Raw genomic sequence first — 24,869 nt, 5'->3', positions numbered from 1 at the left:
AGGTTCGGCGGCCGTCACGGTGGCGCGCGGGTGCGTCTACGCGCGGTCGGACCAGGACGGGACCGGCGGTCCGGAGGCGTCGGTACGCGCGCAGGTGTAGCCGATCAGGCGGGAGGGCTCGGCCTTCGCGGGGACGGTGGCGGCGTCGTTGCACACGAACGTGTAGCGGATAGAGGTGCGGGGCACGTCGTGGAGCCAAGCCCGGTCGTCCTTGCCGGGGTTGATCTGCAGGCCGGAATGCGCCACGGCGTCGGTCTGGGTGTGCGTGTGGGAGAAGAGGATCAGCGCGCCGCCGTCGGTGGTCTTGAGGGCGTAGGCGTATGTGTAGCGGTTCGCGGCGCCGGCGAAGACGGTGGTGCCCTGGGCCCCGAAGCGGGAGCCGGTCTTGTCGTGGACTTCGATCTGCCGCTTGCTCGCCTTGGTCGGGGCCAAGACCTTCGTCCCCGTGTTCTTGCCTCCGGTGGCGAAGTTGTCGAGGATCGCGGTGCGCAGCAGCTTGGCGTCGGCAGAGAGGTGCTTGTTGCCGTCGGTGGTGACGGCCGTTGCGTATCCGTCGTGGTCGAGGGCGATGTCCGGCAGGTCCAGGCTGTCGAGGTCGACGACGGAGACCATCTCCCAGCGCTTGTGCTGGGGACGTTCGGCGAACACGGCCAACCGCGAGGGGGCCTTGCCCTTCTGGTCCGAGAGCGCGGCGGCGAACCAGCGGTTCTGTCCGGCTCCCAGGCGCGGGATGTACAGCTTGGCGTCCGCGGAGTCGTAGGACCACGGCTTGTACGGCTTGCGGTCTGCCGCGGGGAGCCCTTCGGTCTCGGTGTAGTCCGAGACGGACATCGCGTACAGCGGGCCGTCCTCGACCGTGTCGAGCAGGCGCCGGTCGCGGTCGGTGTTGGCCTCGTTGTTGATCTTCGAATAGCGGGTGATGACGTCGCGGGCCTGGGCGGCGCTGAGAGCGGGCACGGGCTTCGGGGCGGTGCTGGCGCGGGGCGTCTGCCGGGCATGGGCGGGGCCGTCTTCGCCGGCGCAGCCGGTGAGGGCCAGGGCGAGGCAGGCGGCGCCGACGAACAGCGGCAGGGTACGGCGAGCGGTGCGGATAGGGGGCTCCAAGGGTCTGCTGGGCGGATGGGGATGAGCGGGCACGACTGGTCGTGGGTGCTGTCTTCGGCGATGCCGGCGGAAGGGCCGTGCTGGTCGTGGGCGCCGAGTGGCGGAGGTTCACACCGATGCTCTTGGCCGTGAGCTGCTGGACCACGCCGTGGACGCGAAGTGCGCGACCGCTGTCCCCGCAGGCGGTGGGAAGGGGAGGGAGGCGGCGGTGCGGCGTCAGCGCGTGTGCCGCGGCGGAGCTGACGGGAGGGCTCGCGGCGGAAGGGACGGTGCACGAGTCGGCGTGGAGGGCAGCCGCGGTGCGGGTGCGAGCGGGGTGAGGGCCCGCATCCGGTCCTCGGCCACGTGCAGGACCTCTCCGAGGCTGCGGATCTCGGCAGCGGCGTCGGCGAGGTCGTAGGACAGGTCGAAGCCGTCGTCCTCCTCGGCTTCCTTGGCTTTCTCGCCGGCTGCTTCGAAGAACTCGCCGAGCTGTGCCAGCAGGCCGTCGGTGGGTTCCAGGATCTGATGCAAAAGGGCAGCGGCATCCGCGTGCGACTCGGCTGCGTTGAGCCGGTCGGTCAGATCGCGCAACGCGTCGCCGTAGTCGTAGGCGGGGCGACGGTCTGGTGTGCCGGGGGCATCCCGGGGCGGGGGCGGGGGCGTCGGTTGGGCCGGGTGCACGTGGGGGCTTTCGTGGGGCAGAGCGGGGTGCGGTAGCAGTCCGAGCTGGGCGAGGCGGAGGTCGATCGCCTCGATCAGGGGTTGGGCGCTGCCGCCGTGGCGGGCTTCGGGCCGCCGGCGAGTGCCTGGGTTGTCGGAGGGGGCGGAGTCGTAGAGGACCTCGAACAGCGTCTGGTCGTCGGGGTGCTCGCGGGTCGCCATCCAGCCCTCGGGGTCTCCGGGCGGGTGGTCGGAGGACGGTTCCTGCGGCGGACTGATGATCAGGTAGCTGTCGTCGGGGAGCGAGACGCGCACGATGTAGGCGCTGAGGCCGAACTCGATGTCGCATGGCAGTCCGCGCGCTCGCAGCGGCGTGGTGATGTGCGCGTGGCGGCGCCACAGCTCCTGCCAGCACGGCATGTTCACGTCGCGATGGTCGGGAAGTGGCGCGATCGGAGCCGCGCGGGCATCCGTAGCGTTCGCCTCGTCAGCGGCCACGGATTCTCCTGCGGGCCGCCGGTCGGTGTGACGGAGGCGTTCGGCGAGCGAGGTCGGCTTCTGGCTTCGGAACCGGACTGGAGTCGAGTTCCTACTCGTCGTAGGCGGCGATCAGGTCGTGTTCCAGCTGGGCTTCACGATCGGCGACTTGCGCCATGAGGTCGTCGTGCTCGGCCTGGCACGGCTGGTATTCGGCCCGGTCGGCGTCGCTGAAATGAGCGGGGCGGTTCAGGGCATTCCTTGGGATGTGGGTGGGTCGGGCTTGGGGGCAGGCGCGGTCAGCGGTGGCAACCGCTCGGCTTGGGTGGCGGAGGCGCTGGCGGGCCTTCCTGACGGGTGAGCGTCGCGAGGAAGCGTTGGAAGCTGAGGTGGTCGGCGAGTTCCTTGGCCGCGTCACGAAGGGGTTCCGAGGTGCGCCGCAGGAAGGCGCGGGCTGAGGCGTGGTCGATGACCATGCGATTCGCGAGGTGGTGCCGGGTGGTCGGGTTGGGAGACCGGGGCAGGGCCAGGGCACACTCCGCGGACTTGGTGAAGTGCGGGGCTGCGTGGCTCGACGTGGTTGCCGCCGTGCCGAGATGCTTCAGAACGGTGCCGCCGGCGCGGGTGGTGTGGTGGGGGCTCCGGGCGAAGTCAGCAGTGAGCCGGAGGACATCGCGGGAGAGGTCCTGTGCGTCGGTGGCGTGCTGGAGCAGCACGGTGCAGGAAGGCGTGACCGGTACGTGTCCGTTCTCGTCCAGCAGCTCCCACTGCTGGGCAGCGTTGAGCAGTTCGTCCTTCATCGCATTGAGCGCGCCGATAAGCTGAAGCACCTCGTCGCTCGGTATCAAGTCGCGTTGGAAGTCGGGCCTCACGGGCCTCTTGGTCCTCAGTGCATACGGGCGTCGGTGTCGAAGAGCGCCAGTTCGTGGCTGTGCAGGAGGTGCTGCACGATGAAGGATCGTCCGGCGACCTTCCACAGACCGCGCCCTCGGTTGAGGTGCGCGATGGCGTCCATCTCGACGGAGGTCAGGCCGAGCAGGGAGGCCGCGGCGTGGAGCTGGTCGGTCTCCTGGCGGTAGATGATCCGGGTGCTGCAGTCGGCGAGGAGTCCCTCGGCCAGGGCGCGGCCCTGTGATCCGGCGTCGCCAGCTGTGAGCAGGTCGGACAGCCGGTGGATCACCATGAGGTTGGCGATGCCGAGGCCGCGGGAGAGCTTCCACTGGGCCTGCATCCGCTGGAGCAGGCCGACGTGCCGCATCAGGCGCCATGCCTCGTCGTACACGATCCAGCGCCGGCCGCCGCTGGGATCGGAGAGGGCGGATTCCATCCAGGCGCTCGCGCAGGTCATCGCCAGGACGAGGGCGGTGTCGTCCCCGGAGCCGCCCAGGCGGGACAGGTCGATGGTGAGCATCGGCGCGTTCGGATCGAATGCGACGGTGGAGGGGGCGTCGAACATGCCGGCCAGGTCGCCGTGGACCAGGCGCCGCATGGCGTGGGCCAGGTCTCGCGCTGCGTCGCCGAGTTGGCCCGACATCATCCCGGCGGCCTCGTCGAGCTCGTGGGGGTTGTTGAGGGCGGCGGCGACGTCGCCGAGGAGCGGGGTGCGGTGCGTGTCGGCGGCGCGGGTGACGACGGCGTCGAGGGCGACGTCCAGGGCGGTGTGCTCCATGGGCATCAGGTCCCGGCCCAGGATGGTGCGGGCAAGGGAGCCGAGCAGGAGCAGGCGCCGCTTGCGGATCTCGCTGACCCAGTCGGCCTCGGCCACGCTCTCCGGGCGCGGGGCCGCGTCCAAGGGGTTCAGGCGACCCGGCAGTCCGGGACCGAGGGCGACGGACCGGCCGCCGAGGGCTTCCGCCACCGGAGTCCACTCGCCCTTCGGGTCGCACGGGACGTAGACGCGGTATCCGAAGGCGACCGATCGCAGCGCGAAGGACTTGGCGAGGGCGCTCTTGCCCTGGCCGATCACGCCGGCGAGCAAAAGGTTGGGGTTGGTGAATCCCTCGACTTTGCCGTACAGAGCGAACGGGTCGAAGACGAATGATGCTTCGGCGTGGACGTCGCGGCCGATGTAGATGCCCTCGGCACCGAGTCCGCCTTCGGCGAGGAAGGGATAGGCGCCGGCCGCGACCGCGGTGGTCATGCTGTGGGCGGGCAGCTTCAGCCGGTTCCCACGAGAGGAGGCGGGCCCGGGGCGTCCGCTCGGTGGGTAGAGCGGGGCGGGCAGCTGGTGCTCGGCGGGCGTGCTTTCGCTCTGGTGGGCGCTGGCTTCGGCGCGAGCTTTGGCGGTGGCCTCGGCGAGCTGGCGGCGGGCGGCCTTGCGGCTGGCGCGGTCGGTGCCGTGGGGGGTGAACAGCGGGCTGGCGGACGCGCGGCGGGCGCGACGGGCGGGCCGGTGGCTCATCGGGGGCCCTCGATTCTGCGGGTGGTACTCATCGCACACAGGCCGTGGTGTGCGGGCGGAGGTCGGTGGGGGTGGTTTTGCGGCGGACTACGTGTCCGGCGGTGAGGTGGCGTTGGCAGATCGTCAGCACGGGCGGGCCCTCGGGGAGCCGCTCTGGATGGCAGGCGCTTGTCTCGGCGTCGGCCTGGGGTGTGCCGGGCAGCAGGTGGAAGGCGGCGTGGACTTCGGTGGTGGCCTGCCAGAGCCTGGTGTGGGCGGTGGCCAGGTGACGTCCGGCGGCCGGGTGCGGGGGCCGGGTGTGGTCGGCGAGCCGGTCCAGAAGCTGGAGCAGAGTGGTGAGGTGGGCGTGCAGCACGTCAAGGTGCAGACGATCTCCGGGCTTGGGCGGGTCCGCGTCCGACGGCGCTAGGGTCCGTGTGTGGTGGCGGATGCCGGCGCTCGCGGCGCGGAGGTAGGGGTGCGCGTCGTCGGGGCGCGTAGGAGAGGTCAAAGGTGGTGGTCCTTCCTGCCGTTAGGCAGGGTGGTGAGGGGCGTCCCGTCGCGGGTGATCCGGAGTGCGGTGGGTCAGGGTGCGCACGGGCGCGGCTGGTTCACAGGGCGGTGCGGGCGAGCGGGAGCGCGGAGAGGGCGAAGGCGTCGGGCTGCTGGTAGTTGAGCCGACGAAGGTCGACGCCGGAGGTGACGGCGTGGGTCTCGATCTGTGCGCAGGCGGCGTCCAGGAGGGCGTCGGTCTCGGCGGTGACGGTGACCAGGCCGGTCAGTGCGACGTCCGCGTGCCCGGCGATGAGCTGGCGTTCGCGGGTTTTGACGTCGGCGTACTCGACGGAGTCCTCTTCGGAATCGACCTGCCCGCGGCGGGCGCGCTCGTTGGCGTCGGCGATGATCGCGGCCTTCTTGCGCTGGACGTCCCGCAGTGCGGACTCGAGCCCCTGCGGCACATATATAAGGGAGAGGCTGCGGCGCACACCGGCCGTGAACATCAGCCCGTGCAGGAACCCTGCCCCCATCTCGGTCCTTGGCCAGTTCTCCACCCAGTACGTCGCGTGCCGTGCGCTGTCGGTGGCGAGGCGGTCGTACTCCTCGAACTGCACGACGGGACCGGCGGCTGCGGGGTCGGCTTCGGCGCGGCCGGTCTCGGACCACTGCTGGAGCGCGGCGAGGGCCTTCGGGTCGTAGGCGGTGCGAATGACGGCGGCGATTTCCCGCGCGCTCAGCCAGCCGGTGACCTGGAGACCTGCGTTGCGGGCGGCCTGCGCGATGGACGCGGTGGTCTGCCCCATGACGGTGAACGCCCCGGGCAGCCCTCCGCCGGCCTGGTTGATCAGGCGCCGGGCGGCCTTGAGGTCGAGGGAGATGGCGAGGTAGGTCTCGTGCGGGGCGGCGGCAGGGCCGGCAGAGGAGACCAGCTCCGAGTAGATCTGTCCGGCGACGGGGGTCTGGGGCTGCCCGTTGTGGACCCAGTGGCGGGTGAGGGTGTCGCCCGAGTCGGGGACGGTGCGTTCCAGCACCTGCACAGTGGCGACGTGCCCGGTGCGGGCGATGCCCGCGAGCGCGCGTCCCCAACTGCTCACGTTGTGGTTCTGGGTGGCGGGGTCGAGCAGGGCGAAGGCGCGGCTGGTGACGCGGGCGATGGCGGTCAGGGTCTGCTGGTGCGGGTCGTGGACGGCTGCGGCGCCGTTGGCGGAGTCGCCGGGGGTGACCACCTTGAGGGAAGCGGCGGTGCCGGGCAGATGGAGGACGCCGTCCTGCCGGGGCCGGCTGACGGGCCGAGCTAGCCAGAGGGTCTGGCCGGTGCGGCGACGGTGCGCATACCGGGTGACGATCGGCGCCCAGTCGATCAGGGAGCGGCCGTGCCGACGGATCGCGACGAGTGCCCCGGATGCCGCCCACAGCGGTGCCAGGGCGACGGCGCCGAGCAGCCCGGTGGAGATCACCGTCATCAGCAGCAGGGCCAGCATGCAGGAGACGAGGACGAGTTGGGGCAGGGACAGGCCGAGGAGGATGCCGCGGCGGCTCCGGTGCGGGAACTTCACCGTGACCGGGGCGACGGAAAGATCAGTCAAGGGGCGGGTCCTGGAGGCGCGGGTGGAACCCGGGGGCGGGAGGGCGCGTGCACATCCCACCCCCAGGGATCGGTCAGGGAATCAGAGGCCGGTCGGAGGCGGCGGGGGTCCGCTCGCCCCGCTGGACGGGGCATTCTGCGTGCCGGAGGACGGCGGTGCCCCCTGCGGCGGCGGTGTCGTCGTCGGCGGAGTGGACTGCCATCCGCCGCTCTGCCCAGACGCGGCACTCGCACCGGATCCGCCAGGCCCCGGGCTGCCGCCCACCTGGCCGCTGGTGTCGTCGGACACGCTCGTCGGCGCGGGCTGGACGGCCTTCTCCAAGCCTGACTTGACCGCGTCGCCGCCGGGCGAGGCACCCGTTCCGCCACTCTGCGATCCCTCCTTGCCCCCTCCGCCTCCGCCGGTCGGGTCGGCGGCGATGTCGCCAGGGAAACCGCCTCCAGCAGCAGCCTCACTGCCCAGCGCTGCGGCGCCTGCTCCGGCGGCAGCGCCACCGGTTCCGGCGGTGGCCGCAGCGGCGGCGGTCTTACGGGCGGCCTTCTCGGCGTGAGCCTTGGCCATCTGGGCCCCAGCGCCACCGGCCCGGTGGATGGACTCGCCGTCGGTGCCTTCGGCTGCCCAGTGCACGAACTTGAAGACGGCGTACGGGCACAGCAACACCAGAATCATGATCACGATGCCGGACATCACGTCGGCCAAAGCGGCGATACCATCGCCGGCCTCAGTCTTGCCCATGGCGGCGATACCGAGCACGAAGATCACGGTCATCAGCAGCTTGGAGACGACGAGGGTGGCGGTGGCTTCGATCCAGCCCCTGCGCCAGCGGCGCGCGACCTCCCAGCCACCGCCGGCGGAGGCGAAGACGGCCAGGGTGACCATGACGAGGATGCCGACCTTGCGGACCATCATCACGCACCAGTAGAGGAACGCGCCGATGGCGGCGCCGAGACCGGCGACTGCCGCCACGAGCCAGCCCAGTGCGGACAGGCCCGGGATCTGGCCGACCTTCACGATGCGACGCACAGCCGACTCGATGTTCAGGTTCGCTGTCTTGAACAGGCCGGCGGACAGAGCGTCGACCACTTCGACGGCGATCGTGGTCAGGGAGATGGCGCAGAAGGCGAACAGGACGCCCGACATGGTGCCGGTGAACGCTTGTGTCAGAGCTTGTCCGTCGCGCCTGACGGCGGCTCGGACCAGCTGCGCGCAGAACGTCGCGACCAGCAGAACCAGGCCCAGCGGCAGCAACATCTCGTAGTTGTCCCGGAACCACCCGGCGTTCAGGTCGACCTTGGTGGTGGTGTTGACTGCCTCGGCCGCCAGGTCGGCTGCGGCGGCTGCCAGTTCACCGGCGGACTTCGCCATCCAGTCGCCCATGGCCTTGGCGGGGTCCGAGGCGAAGTCGACCGCGTCACCGACGGCGCACAGCTTGTCTGCCAGGGGGAAATCACAGAAACCCACGGGAAGTTACTCCTCCATTCTTGTGTCAGGCGCGGGTCACTGCGTGACGCTCGGTGCGATGGCGGCCAGGGCGCAGTCGTGATTCGGGCGGCACTGGACGGCGAGGGTCACGGCCCGTTCCTCAGCCCCTCCGCCGCCCTTCTTCCAGCTGAGCGTCTGCTTGCCGTTGACGGTGACGACGTAGATGTACGCCTCGGTGATCGCGGACGGGTCGTCGGCCAGGGCCGCCTTGAAGGCGGACGGGTAGTGGCCCTCGGTGACGCTGGCGGTCGCGCGCTGGTCCTGGTCGGCCATCCGCGACCACAGCACTGGATCGGGAACCTGGCCGGAGACCGAGGCCCAGTCGGCGTACTTGGGCTCCGTGGTCATCCAGGCGCGCATGCCGGCGAGCTGCTGGTCGCGGCTGGTGTCGCGGGTGTCGTAGTACCACAGCATCCGGGCCGCCGCCTTGGCGTAGGCGACCGGTTCGGCGATCTGCGGGGGCTTGGGAACTGACCCGGATCCGGAGGACGGCTTCGGGGCGGCCTCGGTGGAGGACGGGCTGTCAGCCGGGGCAGGCCGGGCCTCGTCCGGGGCCTGGTGGCTGTTCCCACCGCCGGTCAGCAGGGCGACGATCCCGGCGATGGCGAGCAGGACGGCGACTATGCAGGTGACGGTCGCGATGCGCCGGTTGGCCGACCAGCCCGAGCCGTACGAGGACAGCGAAAAGGAGGGGGATCGTTTCCGCATCAATGGACCTGCGACCCCAGGCCGGAGAAGAAGGCCACGATTCCGTTCGCGGCGCCCAACCCGAGGGCAGCGCCGGCGGCCACGACCGCCCCCTTCTTACCGTTGGCCTCGGCCTGGTGACCACCGGTGTGGTGACCCCAGGCCCATACGCCGAGCGAGACGGCGAGGGCACCGACGACGGCGATGATCCCGAACATGTTGATGCTGTTGACGACGTTCTTCAGCACACTCAGCCCGGGCAGTCCGCCGCCTTGGGGTGAGATTCCTGGGTCGTAGGCAAGCTGGATGACGCGGTCTGCGAGAGGGACGGACATAGGTGTGGCAGGGCTCCTTGCATACGCGGGCCAGGCGAGGGCCAGCGGGAAAGGGGGAAGCGGAGGGGGTGCGCTCGGAGCGCAGAAGTGGCCGCGGCGGTGCCCAGCCCGCACCGACCTCGGGCAGAGGCGGGGAGAGGCCACTCCTCGGGCCGGGGTGCGGCTTCGAGACCGCTCTTTCGGCTCGGGGCCAGGGAGGGCTGTCGGGGCGTGCTACTTCGGGATCGACGGCTTCGGCGCCGGGTTCGACTCGTACGGGTTGGCGCAGTTGTAGATCATGTATCCGCGGATCTTCTTGCCGTCGGACTTCCGGGTCACCGCGCCGCGGGTGTACCAGGTCTTCTCTGCGCGCTTGTACGCGAACTGGTCATAGGCGACCTTGTCGTGCCGGTAGGCAATGCCCACGACGGCGGACTTCTTCGAAGGATCCTTGCGGACCTTGACCGCCTTGCACGAGATCGTCGTGTGGCCGGTGTCGTACGCCTGGGCTGTGGAGGCGCTGGCTAGGCCGCCGGCCGCAACTGCGAGGCCGATCGAGCTGGCCGCGAGGGCGCGCCGGACGCGGGAGTGGATTGTCACGTGGATGCTCCGGGGTGTTGGGGATAGGGAGTGGGCCGTCGGCTCGTCCTGCAGGGCGGCCGTCGGGCGAAGCGATCGAGAGAGATGGGGAATTGGCCACCGAGCCCAGCTAATCGGGCAGACCACCGGCGAGGTCCTGGTGACGGCGGCTCGCGGGCCTGCGGGCTGACGGGATCAGATGACGCGGCGGGCGGCGAGGACCGTCCAGTCCTTGATCGGTGTGATCCGGACCGGCTTGGTGGTGCGCGGCGCCTCGATCACGAGGCCCTCGCCCATGTACATGCCGACATGCTCGGGCCGTGCGGCGGTGCCGCGGCTAAATATCAGGTCCCCGGGCTCAAGTTGGGAGGGCGAGACCGCCTTGCCCTCGTTGACCTGCGTGTACGTGGTGCGGGTGAGCGTGACGCCGGCATGCGCGTACGCCTGCTGCATCAGGCTGGAGCAGTCGCAGCGGCCCATGGGGTCGGGGCCGTGCGAGTTCGTACAGGAGCCGCCCCACTGGTAGAGCGTGCCGAGCTGCTGCATCGCCCACGTGATGGCCTTACGGGCCCTCGGATGGGCGTCCTTGGGGATCGAGTAGCCCTTCGGGACGCTCCCCTCGGGGATGCGGCCGAAGCCGGAACCGTCCTCGCCCGGCGCGCAGCCGGTCGTACTGGTCGACGGCTTCTTGTCCTGGTCTGTGCCCTTGCCGTCCGCGTCACCGCCGCCGGGGAAGGTCTTGGCGATGGCGGCCTGCAGCGCGGCGGCGAGCTCTTCCCACTGCGCGTACGCGTCTGGCAGGCCGGACTTCTGCACGGCTTGGGCGGCCTGTGTGACGGTCATCTGCTGCCACCCGCTCACTTTGAGCAAGTGCTTGTAGAACTGCTCGCTCGCGTAGGTGGGGTCGCGGATCTGCTCGGCGCTGCCCCAGCCCTGGGAAGGGCGCTGCTGGAAGAGGCCGAGGGAGTCGCGGTCGCCGTAGGCGAGGTTGCGCAGTCGGCTCTCCTGCATCGCCGTGGCGAGCGCGATGATCTGTCCCTTCTTGGGGACGTCGAGGGAGAGGCCGGCGGCCACGATCGTCTGGGCGTTGGGGACCTGCTCGGCGGGCAGGTCCAGGCCCTCGACGTGCACGTCCTTGCCGGAGGCGCCGTCGAGGATCTTGGTGACCTGTTCGGCGACCTTGTCGCTGTCGATGTCGCTCAGGCAGCTGCTGAAGGAGCCGCTGCTCTGCACGGCGTCGGCCGAGGAGGCCAGCATCATGCCGGTGCCGGCGATCAGGATCGGGGAGAGGAAGACGACGCCGATGCCGGCGGCGAGCCCCTTCAAGCCGAGCGGACCGCTCGCCGGTCAGCGGTTTCGGGCATGGGTGGGTAGCGAGAGGTCATGAACGGGTCCTTGGGGGGTGAGGTGTCCGGCGTACCGCGTGCGCGAGGCGTCTCGGAAGGGCGCGGCAGCCGGGGTGGGCGATCGGGACGGGCCGGTGCGGGGCGAGTTGCCGCTCGCTCCGCGTGGCCGGACCGTGAGCTAGGTGCACCGGGGCAAGGGGTACCTCCGTGAAGTGTGGCAGGGGAGTGGCCAGCGGCGGTGTGCGCCGGGCGGTTCAAAAACAGTAGGCGCGGATCGGCGGTTGACCAAAAAGTCGGCGTGAGGTGCCGGAATCCGATACCTCGACAGGGCACTTCTTGGTCGTCGGCGGTTTCGCCTCTACAGTTTTTGGACTCCCCTCGCCCTCCTCGGTCTGCGGCCCTGGGCTTCTGCATGCCCACTTCCGGCCCGCGAGGACTCCTGAGCGAGGCGGCTATTTCCCTCCGCGTTTCCGCAACCCGAATCGGGGTTCCTCTTTGCCTTTTTCCCTTCACCAGGGCGACGCTTTGGCCGTTCTCTCCGGCCTTCCGGACGGCTGCGTCGACTCCGTCATCACCGACCCGCCGTACAACAGCGGAGGCCGGACCGCGAAGGAGCGCACCACGCGCTCCGCGAAGCAGAAGTACACCTCGGCCGACGCCAAGAACGACCTCGCCGACTTCACCGGCGAGAACATGGACCAGAGGTCCTACTCGTTCTGGCTGACGCAGATCATGACCGAGGCCCACCGCCTCACCAAGACCGGCGGAACGGCCCTGTTGTTCACCGACTGGCGCCAGCTCCCGACGACGACGGATGCGATCCAGGCGGCCGGATGGCTGTGGCGCGGTGTCCTGGCCTGGCACAAGCCGCAAGCCAGGCCCCAGAAGGGCCGGTTCACCCAGAACTGCGAGTTCATCGTCTGGGCCAGCAAGGGGCCGATCGACGGCTCCCGCAACCCCGTCTATCTGCCTGGCATGTACTCGGCTTCGCAGCCCTCTGGCGCGAAGCGCCAGCACATCACGCAGAAGCCGGTCGAGGTGATGCGCGAGCTGGTCAAGATCAGCCCCGAGGGCGGCACGGTCCTCGACTTCTGCGCCGGCTCCGGCTCCACGGGCGTGGCCGCCCTGTTGGAAGGCCGGGACTTCATCGGCGTGGAGAAGACCGAGCACTACGCGTCGATCGCGGCCGACCGGCTCACCGAGACGATCCGCGCAACCCTCGCGCAGAACGACGTGGTTCTCACCGGCTGAGCCGCGTCCTTGCCCGTCGCCAAGGCGACCAGCTCCCACCGCAGCCGTTGGCGAAATACCGCCGGAGGAACGTGCAATCCGATGGCGGCGCCGCGCGAGGGCGCCCCCGCACTTCCCTCATTCCGCGTCTCGTAGGAGGCCGAACTTCTCAATGCCCGAATCCGCAAAGCCTGCCACTGATGGAGAGTTGGAGCCGATTCGTATTCCGGATCCACAGCTGGAGGGAATCGAGGCGAGCGTGCGGCGGCTCATGGAGCAGTCGGCGCAACAGGCTCAGCAGCTCGACCACCTCGCGTCCGCCCCGTCGCCGAGTGGATCACCGTTCGCAGCGTTCGGCATGCCGGGACTCGGCGGCCCGCCGGCCGCCGCTCCACCGGAGCCCCGCCCGATCCTGGAACTGGACGGAGAGGAACGCGAGGACGAACTCGACGCCCTGTCCGACTGGGTCGACGACTTCTTCCTCCCGGTCTACGGGGCGGAGGTCACCACCGCGGCGCCCTGGTGCCTCCAGTGGCAGGAGCACGACGATGTCGTGGCCTGGCTCCATGCCTTGTGGCTCGCCTACCAGCAGCACAAGGACCCCGAAGCCGGGCTCTCCGGCCTGTTCGTGTGGCACCGAGACTTCCTCACCCACGCCGTCGCGGCGATCCGCGCACCCGGCGGCCCGCTGTCGGCCTGCATGACCTCTCCCGACCGGCCCGCACACCGTCTCCTGCCCGGTCCGCCGCCGTCCGTACGGACGGAGACGGCGGCCACGGCGGAAGCCGCTGACCAGGACGAGCTGGCGTCATGACCGCGGGACAGGGACAGCCCGCCTTCGGACTGAGCTTCGATCCGCGCGCGCTGACCGATCTTCTCCAGGCCCCCAGCGACATACGCGACCTCACCCTTGCCTACCTGCAGGAAGTCGTGAACGCGCAGCGCTTCGGGCTGCGCCTCGACGGTGACCTGGAGGGCTGTCGAAAGCTGTTCGTGGACTCCCGCAAGGACTGGCGCGTCGTCTACGCCGTCCGGCCGGCTCCCGCGGAGTCCGCCCACCACAAGGAGATCCACGTCGTCGCGATCCGGCCGCGCGCGGGCAACGACGTCTACGACGAGGTCGGCCGCCGTCTGGGCATGACTCGCCGGCCGCTGAGCGCCCGCACCCACGCGGCACGCTCCCGTTCCCCGCAACTGGCCGCCCGCGCGCCCGTGCCCCGGCCCGGTCCGCCGCCCACTCCGCCACCGGGTCTGCCCCGTCCCGCACCGAACCCCGCGCACCATCCCACCCGCTGAACGCACGGAGCGTCGCCTGTGCCCCCTGAACCCGCGCCGACACCCTCCCGGCGTGCGGTCTCCCCTCTCGACCATCGCCCCGAAGCCGCCACCGGGCACGACATCGACACCCCGTGGGCCTACCGCGACCGCGGCGTCCTCGACGAGCAGCACGCCCAACTGGTGGGCCGGCACCGGAAGCTGGCCAAGACCCAGACTGGCGTCATCTTCCATCTGGCCTCCTCAACCGCCTGTCCAGCGGCGAGTTCGACATCGACGGCGCTCTGTTCGCGCGTATCGCGAGTTCGACATCGACGGCGCTCTGTTCAGGCGTATCGACCGCACCGTGGACCAGTTGGAAGAGGCTGCCGACGCGCGGGACGCCGCTGCCCGGGATGTGCTCGCCGCCCTGGAGCCCATCGAAGCCGCAGCAGCGTCCGTCGCGCCCGACGCGCAGCAGCTCTCGACTGACGACCCGGCGGCGCTGCTCGCCATCGCCGGCGGCGCCAAGCTCTACGAACACCTGCTGACCGGCCGGATGTCCGTCGCAGCCGCCTCCGGCACCCGCATGCCCCACACCAAGCTACGGCGGCTGGAGGACGCCGGCCTGGTCGCCCAGGACACCGGCCACCCCGTACACGCTGGCCAGCCGGTCGCGCTCACCGACGCCGGAAGAGCCGCGCTGTTCACCGCCCGCCGGGCCCCCACGACGCAGACGCCGAAGGTCCCAGCTCGCCCCGGCACATCGCCGTCCACTCCGGCGCAGCGGCGCTGAACTCCACCGAAAGGCCACTTGTTGTCTCCCACCGAACCGGCGCCGGCCCGGAAGTCCATCCCTCAAGTCGACTTCGATCTGGACGACCTCGACGCCGACGAGGAGAGGTACCTCGACTTCTGCCGCAAGGTCGGCGTCCACGAGGACATGCTCGTCCCCCTCGCCGAACATCACGACGGTCCGCACAGCTACTACGTCCTGTTCGACCGCACCGCGACGTGGGGGCACCCCGGCATGCCCCAGGTGCTCGCCGTGCATCTGCAACGGGACCACGAGAAGCGGACGTTCAGCTTCGAGGAGGCCCCGCTGCCGCTGCCCGCGATGGCGCAGTCCTGGCTCATTCACCGCGGCTGCCCGCACGATGCCATCGGCCTCGACCCCGAGCTGGGCCCGCCGCCGGCTGACGAGGTCACGCGAGCACTGGAGCGACGCCTCGCCGGCGACGGTGACCACTACGCCATGGGCTACTCCTACACCAGCGACGACCCGGACGACATGGTCGTCGTCGTGGCCCTGCGCGTCCTGGACGAACGCGCCCCGTCGCCGTTCCGCGTTGTGGTCGAAGAGGTCGACACCGACACCTGGACGCACACCGTGCGCGAGGGCGGCTTCGACACGGTCGACGAGGCAGTGCAGTGGTGCGACGACCGGCTCACCGGCGAGGCCGGCCCTCTCCCGCCGGTCCGCCCGGCAGCCGCCGCCAGCCGCCCGGCCGGTGTGGCGAAGGCCCCTGCCCCGCGCCCGCCAGGCCGTTCGCGCTGAGCGCTCAGCCCGACGCGGGCGGCGCAACATAGCCGACGAACGCCGGTTAGCCAAACCGGCGATTCTCCGGACTCTTATACAGCCGCCGGGACAACCCCCTCGGCGCCCTTCCCCACATTCCCCCACGCCTTCACGGAGGCTTCTTCCGCATGCGCTCCACCCGAATTGCCATTTCAGCGGCGATGCTCGGCGCATTCGCGCTGCCGGTGCTGTCCGCCACCTCCGCCAGCGCCGCGACCGTACCCACCGCAGCAACCGCCGCCCCCGTCGTCAGCTGCCACAACCTGCCGCCGCTCCCGTACGCGGTGCACGCCAAGGCCGTGACCATCCGGTCCAAGGCCAGCTCGAAGTCCACGGCGCTCGGCGTGCTCTACAAGAGCCACAAGTTCACCGTCTCCAAGAAGAGCGGCAACTGGCTCTACATCACAGACAAGACGACCGGCGTCAAGGGCTGGGTCTCCGGCACGTACGTCTACCGCGACGTCCGTATGTGCCTGGACTGACCAGGCTTCAGCACCTCCCGGCAAGCGGCTGATCCGCCGAGTACGGGGCCCCTCACATTCCCTACGCATCAGCCTATCCAGAACAGGAGATCCCCCTTGTCCGACGGCATATCCGAGGAGTCTGCGGATGTCGTGGGCGTGCTCACCGAACGGATCGAAGCGAGCTTCGACATGGGCATGGACCAGTTGAAGGCCGCGGTCGCCGCCGCGCCGACCGCGAACCCTGACGCCACCGACGTCGTCAAGTGGCACGGCCTTCTCGTCGAGGCCCAGTCCGTGCTGGAGCGCGCGGAGGACGACCTCCTCGCCGCACTGCAGACCCAGCCCAGCGCGGTCGACGACCCGACGATGGGCCTCGCCCACCGGGTGAACGCGGCCGTCACTGCCCGCGACGGCCGGGCGATGGTGGTGCGATGGCTCCTCGACCCGAACGCCCCCGGGAAGAAGGACCTCGCCGCAGAGCGCCTCGCCCGCCTTCGGCCCCGCACCGGGCCTGCGGTGCAGACCAGCGCCCCCAACCGGCCCGCGGGTTCAACCGCACCGGCGACGGCCTGGCGGTCGGCAAGGGCCGCCCGATGAGCCGGGACAAGGCCAGCACCATGGACGCCGACCTGCAGAAGGTCTTCGGTAAGCCGGTCCTCGAGCTGTACGAGGCGGCTGCCGACCACGATGCCTCGCCCGCGCTCGCCCGGGCCCTGGAACTGCGGTCCTTCCTGGCACTCACCGAGGAGCAGGTCGCCCGCGTCCGCGACCGCGTCCACGCCGACATGGATCCGGACCGCAACCATGGCGAACTGTCGGCGGACAAGCTCCGCTTCGACGCGCAGTGGCTGGACGCGGCACTGGAGGCCCGAGACGCCTACCCGCGCCGCCCTCGGCGAGCTGCTGCGCACCATGCCCCCGCCCGCCCAGCAGGCCCGGCACGTACGAACGGCTCAGCTCAGGGCCACCGCAATCGTGCCCCCATCTGCCGCCCCGGCACCCCGGCGTGCCGGGGCGGCCCGGGCCCGCCGACCGTGAAAGCCCCCGATTGCCCCACCCCACGTCCACCGACATAGCTGGACGGATCGAGGACCTTTACGGCGCACCGCTCGCCGACCTCGAAGCCCACGCCCAGGACCAGCCGCCCGGCATGCTCTGTGCCCTGCTCGGCATGCACGACGACCTTGCCGTGGCCGAGCGCAGCATCGACTTCCACCGCGACCACCTCGCCCGGCTCATCCACCCCGAACGGCAGATCGGCCCGCACGAGGTCTCCCACCTCCTCGACGGCACCCGCCGGCTCGCCGAAGCCGTCGCCGTCCGCGAGGTCCAGGCCAAATCGGTCGCCGCCGTCATGCAGAGCCTGGGCCGCGTCCCGGCCCCGACGCCTGTCCCGCCAGCTCCCTCGCCACCTGCTCCGGCTCCGCCTCTTGCGGCGCCGAGTCCGGCGCACAGCCGCTGACTCGCAGGCGATTCCCCTTTCATGCACCCTGGAGTTCCTCCCTTGGCCATCACCGCTCTGCCCCCTGACGCCGACGCCGACATCGCCCGGGTCACCGAGGCCCTCGCCATGATCACTCCGCGCTGGAGCGTGAGGATCCTCTTGGCCCTCTCCGGCCCGCCGCTGCGCTACAGCGAGCTGGCGGCCAAGGTGTCCTGGCTGCAGAACGGCCAGCTCCACCCCAAACTCAAGGCGCTGTGCGACGCCGGACTCGTCGAACGCACCGAACACACCGCACGGCACGTGACCTACGGCCACACCGAACGTGGCGTTGCCCTGCTGCCGGTCCTGCCGATGATCGTTACCTGGGCCGAGGGACACCTGGAGAAGGCGGACCGCTCGCTGGCCGCGATCGAGCAGATCGAGGACAGCCTCACCCTGCTCACCCGGCGCCATGCCGCCGCCATCCTGTGGGTGCTGAAGTCCCGTGAGGAAGTCAGCGGCCGGGCTCTGGCCCGAATCGTGATGCCCAGCAGCGACTGGACCAATATCTATCCGCCTCTGCGGCAGCTCGTCTTCGACGGCCTGGTTGACACCGACGGCATGGGCCGGCCCTACCGGCTGTCCGCGGCCGGCGATGGCCTGGGCCCCGTGCTCGGCGCCCTGTCCGCGTGGGCCGTCGGGCAGCCCCTCGACCAGGCGGCCCAGCACCCGGTCTGGGGGCACCCGCAGGCGCAACGCGCGCCGAGGCCGTGGATCAGCAGCCAGTCTCGGCCGGCCCCCACGGCGCTCCCACCCGCTCGGACACCCCATTCCCCTCCGGCGTGGCACAACGGGGATCTCTTCTCGCACGCTGCGACCACCCGCCCGAAGGCAGCCGTCCCGGCGGGAGGCCCGCGCCGATGAGCACCCCCTTTACCTCTGCCGAAGCGCAGCGCGCTGTCGAACTGCTCGCCTCGCGGCCCTTGGTCCGCCTGGTCACCGAGATCGATGACAACGGCGCCATACCGCCGCGACGGCTGGCCGGCACCCTGCCCGACCTCCCCACGCACCAACTGCGCAGCGCATCCGACACGGCCCGCGCCCACGGTCTTATCCGGATCGCGCCCGGCATCGGTTTGGAACTGACCGAGGCTGGGATGGAGTTGGCCGGCCTGTACGACGCGATGGCCCGCTGGGCCCGGCGTCACGCCGTCCCGGCCCCCGTCTGCGCGTTCAGCAGCCGCATTCGGCACGTCCTTGCCCTGTTGTCACCATCACTCACCACCGAGCGCGCCGACGGAGCGGAGGCGGGCCTGGCCCGTCTCCGCACGCTCCTGATCCAGTGGCTGGCCGACAACCTCCAGGTGGCCAGGGTGTCCGAACCTGAGCCGGTCGCGTGAGCGAAGCGGTCACGCTCCGGCACGCACGCCACACCGGCGGGCTGATGCGCAGCATCTACCTGCCGCGCACGACGGACGCGTTGGCGTTCGCGATGTCCACCTACGGCATCCCGCTGCTCGTCCTGGCCACGACGCGCTCCGTCGTGCTGACGGGCGCAGCCTTCGCCCTAGAGTGGATACCGCGGCTGGCTGCGTTCGGGTGGGCCGGATCGGTTGTCGACCGGCGCGGTGCTGCGGTGGTCTTCCACCTGGCCTCCCTGGGCCGGGCGCTGGCCCTCGCCGTCGGCGCGGTCCTGCTCCGCCTCCACCCATCCGGCACCGTGGCGAGCGCGACCGTGATGGTGCTGGCGGCGACGACCGGCGTGCTCACCGAGTTCAGCTATATCGCGGCCGAGACCGCGGGCGCTGCCGCCGGCCGCCGAGCAGGACGGCGGGCCCACCGTGTCCAGGCCGTCCTGCTCGGCATCGACCAGACGGCGACCCTGGCCGGTCCGGCGCTCGCCGGGGTGCTCCTGCTTGCCGGTCCGCCGTTGATGCTCGCGGTGATCACCGTGCTCTCGTTGCTTGCCGCGCTGCTTGCCCTGCGCACTCCGCACTCGCCCGTGGCACCGGCCCGTGCGGCGAAGGGGAGGTCCGGGGCCGGACTGCTCACCGGGTGGCGCACCATCCGCTCGCTTCCCGCGCTCGGCTGGCTCGTGACCGGGCTGACCCTGTCCAACCTGGCCACCGGCCTTCTTCAAGCGGCCGGTCCCGTGATCGTCGTCAAGCACTTCGGGCAGTCCACCACCGCAGTCGGCCTCGTCTGGTCCGCCGCTGCCGCAGCGACGCTCCTCAGCGTCACGCTCTGCCGGTTCGCGCTCGACCGCCTCGGCCTGTGGCCGGTCGGCGCCGCCTGTGCCGCCCTCGCCTCGCTCGGCTGTCTCGCCGCTGCCCAGGCTCCCGACTACCGGTCCTACCTGGTCCTGGTCGCGGTCCTCATGGCGGGCGAAGGCGGCATGACGGTCGTCCTGCGCACGCTGCGCTCCCGCCTGATCCCTCCGGAGAAGTTCGGCAGCACCCTGTCGGCGACCATCCTCATCCTCCTGCTGCCCTTCCCCGTCGCCGGCGTGCTCACCGCGCTCACTCCGCCCGATGCGCTGGGCCACGTCATCACCGTCTGTGCCGCGCTGCAGGCCCTCGGTCTGTTCTGCGCCTTCGCCCGCCTGCGAACCGATCCCGCCCTGCGCACCTGACCCTGCTGCGCCCCCAGCCTGTGGAGAACTTACGTCCATTGCCGCCCTTGGATCGCACCGCGCGACTGGTCGCTCCCTCACCGAGCAGTTCCACGCCTTCGACGCCCATAACCCGCACGTCCACCGGGCCCTGGAACGCATGGCCGCTCGTCGACTGGCCGCCGGCGCAACCCGGGTCAGCTTGAAGGACCTGTTCGAGGACCTGCGCCGCCAGCTCCCTCATGGGGTCGCCGGGCTTAACAACAACTACACCGCCCTCTACGCCCGCCGCCTGATCAGCGAACACCCTCACTGGGCTGCGGCGTTCGAGCTGCGTCGCCGCCGTGCCGCCTGAGACACCCCTCTCTTCCCTCGTCCCGCCGTCCACCGATACGGAGAACCCCTTCTTGTCCGCTCGTCCTCTCGTGCTCGTCGTTTCTCCCGGCGACGAGACCTACCGCGGTTACTGCCTGGAGCAGGTGGCCGCCGCGTACGACGTCGTCCTGCTCACCGGCACCGAGCCGTCGTGGGAGGAGCCGTTCATCGTCGACCACACCGTGGTCGATCTGAGCGACCCCGCAGCGCTGCTCGCCGGCGGCCGGGCGCTGGCCGAGCACCATGACCTTGCCGGCGTGGTCACCTGGGACGAGTGGCGCCTCGTCCCCACCGCCCGTCTCGCCCGCGCGCTCGGTCTGTCCTCGACGTCCGTCGAGGTGATGCGGGCCTGCCGCAACAAGGCAACCGCCCGCACCCTGTTCGCCCGCCATGGCGTTCCCTCGGCCGCCTCGATGAGGGCGCGGACTCTATTGGAGGCCGGCCTGGCGACGATGACCCTCGGCCTGCCGGCGGTCATCAAGCCCGCGGCCTTCGCGGGCAGCATCGGCGTGATCCGCGTCGACCGGCCCGAAGAACTGCCCGCCGCGTTCGCGTTCGCCTCGGCCGGTGCGAGCCGCAGTCGCGAGGACACCGGCGTCCTGGTCGAGGAATACCTCGACGGGCCGGAATTCTCGGTCGAATGCGTCACCCACCGCGGAGCGACCACGGCGGTCGCCGTGACCCGCAAGCACCTGGGCCCCGCGCCGTATTTCGACGAGGCCGGGCACACCGTCGATGCCGCCGACCCGCTCCTGGCCCAGGTCGCCCCGGCCGCCGCTGCTGCGGTCAAGGCCCTGGGGATCACCGACGGTGTGCAGCACGTCGAGCTGCGCCTGGTGGACGGTCGGCCGCGGCTGATCGAGGTCAATGCCAGGATCGGCGGCGACATGATCGGCCACCTTGTCCGTCTGGCCACCGGCATAGACCTGCCCCGGGCCGCCGCCGACCTCGCCTGCGGCCGAGCGCCGGACCTCACCCCGACCCGCAGCGGAGCCGCGGGCATCCGCATGCTCTACCCGGATGCCTCCGGCACCCTGACTGCCCGGCACATCAACCAGCCCTTTGCCGCCCACACCCCCTGGCTGCGCCAGGTGCAGTGGATCCGCGAGATCGGCGACGAGCTCGTCCTGCCGCCCGACGGCGACCTGTTCACCGCCCGGGCCGGGTTCTACGTCGTCACCGGCCGCACCACCGCCGAGGTCACCGAACGCCTCGACACAGCCGCCGACGAAATCACCGTCACCACGAGGGCAGACCGATGAACCCACAGCCCGATTCGCACCACGAGATCGACGGCGACGTCTACGTCTCCCCGCGCCACCTCGCCTCCACCACCGGGACCGGCGACCCCGCCCTCGCCCCGCTGCTCGACCTCGGCTGGGACCTGCGGTACGACGAGGACTCCAACGTGTGCGTGAGCGCTCCCGACCGGCGCGTGCGCCTGGGCTACCTGCCCGAAGGCGAAGACGACGGGCTCTGGCGCATCAACGCCTACAAGGACTCCTTCGGACCGCCGGCGTGGGGCGTCTGCTTCAACGACCGCGTTCCCACCGAGTTTGTCCAGGCGTTCACCACCATCCTGGCCACGGCGTACGAGCAGGGGCCGGATGCTTACCTTGCCCGGCCGAACTCCGGCATCGACGAGCACGATCCCTTCCTCGCGGTCGTGCCGCTTCTGAAGCAGGGCTGGGAGATCGACCGTCCGCGCTGGGGCGTCTTCGCGGTCCAGGCCCCGGACGGGCTCGCCGGCATGGAGTTCACCACCGGCGACCTCGATCCGGAAGCCGAACTGACCACGCGCGACGCGCGCTGGCAGCTGTGGGCGGGCAAGTCCATCGACCGGCCCGTCTGGTACGCCACGGCCAGCACCGACACCCCGGTCGCCCTGCTCACCGCCGTCACCGAGTGCGTCGCCGATCCGGCTCCCCTGCCCCGGTGGCGCGAGGTGACCTCCAGCTACATCAAAGGGATGGCCCAGCTCACCCCGATCCTCCCGCCGGGCCCGCCGGCTCCCACTCCGCTCGACGTGCAGCGGGCCGTCTCCTCCCGCCGTCCGGCTGCGCTGCCCGCGGCCAGCGTCCCGCGCTGGAGCACCACCAGCCGACCGGCCCTGCCCGGCCGCCGGTAGCACGCTCCTGACCCGACCGGAGATCCTCCTTGTCCCTGCAGGCCCCTGAGTTCTTCGCCGAACTCCGCCTCCCCTTTCACGACAGCACCGTCGTGGGCAACACCTACCTCGCCGTGCCGACTCCAGGCACGCACCTTCGGTTCCGAATCGACTTCACCCGCTCCATCTACGCGGACACATACGGCGGTCTACGCCTTGCGGTCGTCCACCCGGACCGCGGCGAGATCGATGCGGTCAGCCTCAGCTTCCTGAACCACGGCACCTTCCACCGCCGCGACGTGGCAAGCAACAGGCCCCTGAACAATTCCACTCACGGCACCTTCAACAAGTACCACCGCGCCGGTCAACCACCGTGGGAGGGAGCTGAGTTCACCGGGCTTCGCGACGCCATCGAGCAATACACCGCTGTCTGGTTCCCGGGGGCATGGGCGGCGTCCGCGCCGAACCGCGCCGCCAGCAGGAGCACGCACACGGCTCCCGCCCCGCCGACCGCGCGCGGCGGCGCTCGCACTCGCTGAGCCGCGCCCTTCCAACCCGGCAGTCCGTACTTTCTCCGCAGGAGCCCTGCCCACGCTCACCCACCCCCTTGAGAACCTCGACCCGGCCCAGAGCGTGCAGGTCCTGCCTCGTCACCTCGCTGGCCCCGGCGCCGTTGACCCTCGCGCCGTGTGGGCCTTCCCCTTCGAGGAGGGCTGGCCGTTCGCCCAGACCGAAGCAGGCACGGCCGCCGCGTTCAGCCCGTGCCTACGCCTGCAGACCACCTTCGACCCCCAGCCCGACAACCCGGCAAGGGCACGTGGACCATCAACGCCCACCGGGGCCCGTTCACCTCGCCCGCCTGGCGGATCACCTTCGACGCCACCACCCCTGCCGAGCTGCTGCACGACGTCCACAGCGAGCTGCTCGACCTCTATCTCGAGGACAGGTTCAGCGACCAGGACCAGCTGTTCCAGGACGAGACGGCACCGTACGAGGCGTACACGCCGCTACTCACCCGCGGCTGGAGCCACACCGTCAAGACCGACGGCACCCAGACCTTCCTCACCCCGGAGGGACTCGGCGGTGTACGCCACCGCTACGCCACCGGCGGTTCCAGCGAGCTGGCCTGGCGGGCTTGGGGTGGGTACCCCAGCGAGCCGCACTGGACGGCGCGCTTCTCGTTCGGTACGCCCACCACGCTCGCCGCGGCCTTCACCGCCTCGCTCATCTCCACCGAACCGCTGCAGCGCACCGTCCAGGACGTCCCCGTCCAGACCCGCCGCGCCCTCTAATCGCCACCCCGACAGGCAAGCAACAGCACGGCAGCACGCCCATCCCTCCGACACCTGCCGCCCCGGTCTCTGGCCGCAGCCGATGACCTTCCCCGTCCCAAGGAGTCCTCTTCCTCGTGCATGCATGTTTGGTCCAATCCGCTGCTGTCGCCGTCATGGCGGCCGGCGCCCTGACCTGGGCGCCGGCCGCGAGCGCCGAGCCCTCCGAACCGACCCCCTCGGCCTCGGCCGCCTCTGCCGAGACACCGGCCCTGGACGCGGGCAGCGTCGAGATCACTGCGAAGGATGCGGCCGGAGATCCCCTGCCCGGCGCCGTGTTCTTACTGCTCGACTCCACCGGCCAGGAAACCGGACGCGGGAAGACCGATGCCCAAGGAAAGCTGACATTCCCCGACCTCGCGCCGGGCGTCTACCGGCTCAAGCAGACGGCCTCCGGCAGTCCGCTCCACGACGTCGTCGCCGACCAGGACGTCATCGTCACCCCCGGCGCCACCGCCCGCCTGACGATCGTCGACCCGTTCAAGCCCGCCCAGGTCCTGCTGAAGGCCAAGGACGACAAGACCGGCAAGCTCCTGCCCGGCTCCACCGTGAACATCGGCAGCGGTGACAAGACCATGCTCACCCTCACCACCGGCCCGAAGGGCACCGCCGCCGGCGAACTGCCCGTCTCCAGCCGTAAGGCCGAGTTCTGGGTCAAGCAGATCAAGGCCCCCGAAGGCTACGACCTCTACAAAGCCGCGAAGACCTTCACTGCCGGGCCCGGCGCCCCGGTCACCGTGACCGTCACCAACGCCAAGACCGTCACCACCCCCAAGCTCACCCCGACCCAGAAGCCCACGGGTGAGCCGACCGACGCCCCGTCCACGCCGACCGAGAGCAGCTCCGGCGCGTCGAAGCCCGACTCGACGGCCACCGGCAAGCCGGACTCTGAGTCCTCGCTCGTGCCGTCAGCGGAGGGTACGCAGCCAGCGTCGCCGAGAGCCCCGTCCGGCTCTCTCGCCCACACGGGTGCCGACGCCACCCCGTGGCTCCTCGGCGGGGCCGGACTCCTGCTCGCCGGCGGCACCGGCGCAGTCGTCGCCGCGCGCCGCCGTACGGGCACCGGGTCGGAGCCGGACGACAACACCGAGACCCACTGATCGACCCTCCTCCATCGCAGGCCCCCGGGACCGAGTCCCGGGGGCCTGGTGCGCATCCGCCGCCAAAGCTGTTGGGCGTTCCGCAGGACATACGACGTGAAGCCCTTGCGCGGAACTTTGTGATCGTGGATCGCGGTTCGCCTCATGCCCGGTCGGCCAGCGTCGTTATCCGAGGTCGCGGAGCCCTCACCTGCGCCGTAGAACGGATGTATGGGGCTTCGCCCGCCTGTGGAACCGATGCTGGCGCAAGCCGCGACAGCGTGCCCGGGCAGGGGGCGCTGCCTGGCGGGCTCGCGTTCG

The 24,869-nt window shown here is 70.8% G+C and carries 28 protein-coding genes and 1 pseudogene; 18 read left to right on the top strand and 11 right to left on the bottom strand.

Going from position 1 to position 24,869, the window contains the following annotated elements; all coding sequences use genetic code 11:
* Nucleotides 1-36: 36 nt before the first annotated feature.
* The 11 genes from OO68_RS36615 to OO68_RS36565 form a co-directional block, all read right to left on the bottom strand.
* A complete protein-coding gene (locus tag OO68_RS36615) occupies nucleotides 37-1,104 on the bottom strand; it encodes a DUF8094 domain-containing protein (RefSeq protein WP_033313698.1) in 1,068 nt (355 codons plus the stop codon).
* A gap of 216 nt (nucleotides 1,105-1,320) precedes the next feature.
* Nucleotides 1,321-2,244: a hypothetical protein gene (locus OO68_RS36610; RefSeq protein ID WP_033313696.1), complete on the bottom strand. Its 924-nt coding sequence runs from the start codon at nucleotides 2,242-2,244 to the stop codon at nucleotides 1,321-1,323.
* Between the two features lie 278 nt (nucleotides 2,245-2,522).
* The gene (locus tag OO68_RS36605) at nucleotides 2,523-3,023 is read right to left on the bottom strand and encodes a hypothetical protein (protein WP_033313694.1); all 501 of its coding nucleotides are present in this window, start codon (nucleotides 3,021-3,023) and stop codon (nucleotides 2,523-2,525) included.
* Between the two features lie 86 nt (nucleotides 3,024-3,109).
* Nucleotides 3,110-4,624, bottom strand: a complete 1,515-nt coding sequence (locus OO68_RS36600; RefSeq protein WP_033313693.1) for a VirB4 family type IV secretion system protein — start codon at nucleotides 4,622-4,624, stop codon at nucleotides 3,110-3,112.
* A 28-nt stretch (nucleotides 4,625-4,652) separates the two neighbouring features.
* Nucleotides 4,653-5,114: a DUF6238 family protein gene (locus OO68_RS36595; protein WP_033313692.1), complete on the bottom strand. Its 462-nt coding sequence runs from the start codon at nucleotides 5,112-5,114 to the stop codon at nucleotides 4,653-4,655.
* Between the two features lie 100 nt (nucleotides 5,115-5,214).
* On the bottom strand, nucleotides 5,215-6,687 hold the full coding sequence (locus tag OO68_RS36590) for an SCO6880 family protein (RefSeq protein ID WP_033313691.1): 1,473 nt from the start codon (nucleotides 6,685-6,687) through the stop codon (nucleotides 5,215-5,217).
* 81 nt (nucleotides 6,688-6,768) lie between these two features.
* Entirely contained in the window at nucleotides 6,769-8,148 is a 1,380-nt protein-coding gene (locus OO68_RS36585; protein WP_033313690.1) for an SCO6881 family protein, read from the bottom strand.
* Nucleotides 8,149-8,184: 36 nt separating this feature from the next.
* Nucleotides 8,185-8,877 (bottom strand): flagellar basal body-associated FliL family protein, encoded by a 693-nt coding sequence (locus OO68_RS36580; RefSeq protein WP_033313689.1) that lies wholly within the window; start codon nucleotides 8,875-8,877, stop codon nucleotides 8,185-8,187.
* Complete coding sequence (locus OO68_RS36575) at nucleotides 8,877-9,191, bottom strand: DUF6112 family protein (protein ID WP_033313688.1); 315 nt, start codon at nucleotides 9,189-9,191, stop codon at nucleotides 8,877-8,879. The genes OO68_RS36580 and OO68_RS36575 overlap by 1 nt, the downstream gene beginning before the upstream one ends.
* 213 nt (nucleotides 9,192-9,404) lie before the next feature.
* Nucleotides 9,405-9,770, bottom strand: coding sequence for a hypothetical protein (locus tag OO68_RS36570; RefSeq protein WP_033313687.1), 366 nt, complete (start codon nucleotides 9,768-9,770; stop codon nucleotides 9,405-9,407).
* Between the two features lie 174 nt (nucleotides 9,771-9,944).
* On the bottom strand, nucleotides 9,945-11,075 hold the full coding sequence (locus OO68_RS36565; protein ID WP_033313686.1) for a C40 family peptidase: 1,131 nt from the start codon (nucleotides 11,073-11,075) through the stop codon (nucleotides 9,945-9,947).
* A 515-nt stretch (nucleotides 11,076-11,590) separates the two neighbouring features.
* Here OO68_RS36565 and OO68_RS36560 point away from each other — a divergent pair.
* From OO68_RS36560 to OO68_RS36475, 18 genes and pseudogenes are all read left to right on the top strand, one after another.
* Nucleotides 11,591-12,346 (top strand): DNA-methyltransferase, encoded by a 756-nt coding sequence (locus OO68_RS36560; RefSeq protein WP_033313684.1) that lies wholly within the window; start codon nucleotides 11,591-11,593, stop codon nucleotides 12,344-12,346.
* A gap of 250 nt (nucleotides 12,347-12,596) precedes the next feature.
* On the top strand, nucleotides 12,597-13,139 hold the full coding sequence (locus tag OO68_RS36555) for a DUF4913 domain-containing protein (RefSeq protein WP_033313753.1): 543 nt from the start codon (nucleotides 12,597-12,599) through the stop codon (nucleotides 13,137-13,139).
* A complete protein-coding gene (locus tag OO68_RS36550; RefSeq protein WP_033313682.1) occupies nucleotides 13,136-13,621 on the top strand; it encodes a hypothetical protein in 486 nt (161 codons plus the stop codon). The genes OO68_RS36555 and OO68_RS36550 overlap by 4 nt, the downstream gene beginning before the upstream one ends.
* A 325-nt stretch (nucleotides 13,622-13,946) precedes the next feature.
* Complete coding sequence (locus tag OO68_RS48015) at nucleotides 13,947-14,375, top strand: helix-turn-helix domain-containing protein (protein ID WP_245237337.1); 429 nt, start codon at nucleotides 13,947-13,949, stop codon at nucleotides 14,373-14,375.
* Nucleotides 14,376-14,393: 18 nt separating this feature from the next.
* Nucleotides 14,394-15,137: a hypothetical protein gene (locus OO68_RS36540; RefSeq protein WP_033313680.1), complete on the top strand. Its 744-nt coding sequence runs from the start codon at nucleotides 14,394-14,396 to the stop codon at nucleotides 15,135-15,137.
* Nucleotides 15,138-15,319: 182 nt separating this feature from the next.
* Nucleotides 15,320-15,640 carry an SH3 domain-containing protein gene (locus tag OO68_RS47030; RefSeq protein WP_033313679.1) on the top strand — a complete coding sequence of 107 codons (321 nt, stop codon included), beginning with the start codon at nucleotides 15,320-15,322 and terminating at the stop codon, nucleotides 15,638-15,640.
* Nucleotides 15,641-15,736: 96 nt separating this feature from the next.
* Complete coding sequence (locus OO68_RS36530) at nucleotides 15,737-16,219, top strand: hypothetical protein (protein ID WP_033313678.1); 483 nt, start codon at nucleotides 15,737-15,739, stop codon at nucleotides 16,217-16,219.
* Nucleotides 16,216-16,660, top strand: a pseudogene (locus tag OO68_RS42710) (hypothetical protein). The gene OO68_RS36530 and the pseudogene OO68_RS42710 overlap by 4 nt, the downstream one beginning before the upstream one ends.
* A gap of 10 nt (nucleotides 16,661-16,670) precedes the next feature.
* Complete coding sequence (locus tag OO68_RS36520; protein ID WP_033313677.1) at nucleotides 16,671-17,084, top strand: hypothetical protein; 414 nt, start codon at nucleotides 16,671-16,673, stop codon at nucleotides 17,082-17,084.
* Nucleotides 17,085-17,126: 42 nt separating this feature from the next.
* On the top strand, nucleotides 17,127-17,969 hold the full coding sequence (locus OO68_RS36515) for a winged helix-turn-helix transcriptional regulator (RefSeq protein WP_033313676.1): 843 nt from the start codon (nucleotides 17,127-17,129) through the stop codon (nucleotides 17,967-17,969).
* Nucleotides 17,966-18,445: a hypothetical protein gene (locus OO68_RS36510; protein ID WP_033313675.1), complete on the top strand. Its 480-nt coding sequence runs from the start codon at nucleotides 17,966-17,968 to the stop codon at nucleotides 18,443-18,445. The genes OO68_RS36515 and OO68_RS36510 overlap by 4 nt, the downstream gene beginning before the upstream one ends.
* Complete coding sequence (locus OO68_RS36505) at nucleotides 18,442-19,677, top strand: MFS transporter (protein WP_033313674.1); 1,236 nt, start codon at nucleotides 18,442-18,444, stop codon at nucleotides 19,675-19,677. Before OO68_RS36510 ends, OO68_RS36505 begins: the two co-directional genes overlap by 4 nt.
* Before the next feature lie 37 nt (nucleotides 19,678-19,714).
* Complete coding sequence (locus OO68_RS36500) at nucleotides 19,715-20,011, top strand: hypothetical protein (RefSeq protein ID WP_033313752.1); 297 nt, start codon at nucleotides 19,715-19,717, stop codon at nucleotides 20,009-20,011.
* A 52-nt stretch (nucleotides 20,012-20,063) separates the two neighbouring features.
* Complete coding sequence (locus tag OO68_RS36495; protein ID WP_245237332.1) at nucleotides 20,064-21,293, top strand: ATP-grasp domain-containing protein; 1,230 nt, start codon at nucleotides 20,064-20,066, stop codon at nucleotides 21,291-21,293.
* Nucleotides 21,290-22,159: an SPDY domain-containing protein gene (locus OO68_RS36490; protein WP_033313672.1), complete on the top strand. Its 870-nt coding sequence runs from the start codon at nucleotides 21,290-21,292 to the stop codon at nucleotides 22,157-22,159. The genes OO68_RS36495 and OO68_RS36490 overlap by 4 nt, the downstream gene beginning before the upstream one ends.
* Before the next feature lie 29 nt (nucleotides 22,160-22,188).
* Nucleotides 22,189-22,677 carry a hypothetical protein gene (locus OO68_RS36485; RefSeq protein WP_033313670.1) on the top strand — a complete coding sequence of 163 codons (489 nt, stop codon included), beginning with the start codon at nucleotides 22,189-22,191 and terminating at the stop codon, nucleotides 22,675-22,677.
* A gap of 222 nt (nucleotides 22,678-22,899) precedes the next feature.
* Nucleotides 22,900-23,430, top strand: coding sequence for an SPDY domain-containing protein (locus tag OO68_RS42705; protein ID WP_245237331.1), 531 nt, complete (start codon nucleotides 22,900-22,902; stop codon nucleotides 23,428-23,430).
* A 116-nt stretch (nucleotides 23,431-23,546) separates the two neighbouring features.
* Nucleotides 23,547-24,569: a SpaA isopeptide-forming pilin-related protein gene (locus tag OO68_RS36475; RefSeq protein ID WP_033313669.1), complete on the top strand. Its 1,023-nt coding sequence runs from the start codon at nucleotides 23,547-23,549 to the stop codon at nucleotides 24,567-24,569.
* Nucleotides 24,570-24,869: the final 300 nt, after the last annotated feature.

The organism is Streptomyces iakyrus (assembly GCF_000717055.1).
GTDB classification, from domain to species: Bacteria; Actinomycetota; Actinomycetes; order Streptomycetales; family Streptomycetaceae; genus Streptomyces; species Streptomyces iakyrus.
The sequence above is the reverse complement of the archived record's forward strand: the minus strand, read 5'-3'. Positions and strand labels throughout refer to the sequence as shown.